The organism is Vibrio sp. 1249-1 (assembly GCF_033340495.1).
The window spans coordinates 1-505 of record NZ_JAWOWJ010001228.1 but is presented as its reverse complement, the minus strand read 5'-3'; the positions used below and the strand labels follow the sequence as shown (position 1 = coordinate 505).

At 41.4% G+C, this 505-nt stretch carries 1 protein-coding gene; it reads right to left on the bottom strand.

What is annotated here, in order from left to right; all coding sequences use genetic code 11:
- A partial coding sequence (locus tag R7Z50_RS31415) for a D-alanyl-D-alanine carboxypeptidase family protein (RefSeq protein WP_318150264.1) occupies positions 1-504 on the bottom strand: 504 nt, incomplete at its 3' end.
- Position 505: the final 1 nt, after the last annotated feature.

Sequence of the window (505 nt, the reverse complement as noted above, 5' to 3'; positions counted from 1 at the left end):
ACCATTCCTGTTATATTGAGTAATACCGTTGTACGTAAAATACGGTTCACTGTACATCGGATAAATATCTGGCAGATCACGAATGATTGCTTGACCCAACTTAGCTATATCATGCGGTGTTGAATACAAACCATCGCTATCTAAACCATGAGGGTTAGTAAATGAGGAATTCGTCAAACCAAGTTGACTCGCCCAACTATTCATTAAGCTAACAAAGCCTGCTTCGCTACCAGCGACGTGCTCTGCAATGGCAACACTAGCATCGTTTCCTGACTGAACCACCAATCCTCGATATAAATCAGACAGAGACACAGATGTGTTTACTTCGATGAACATTTTGGAAGAATCTGGGAAGTTTTTCGCCCATGCATTCTTACTGATGGTTACGTCATCATCTTCTGAGATATTACCACGTGCTAGCTCTTGGCCGATTACGTAGCTGGTCATCATTTTAGTTAGACTAGCAGGAGACAATTTTGTGTTCATTTCTTTTTCTGCTAGCACT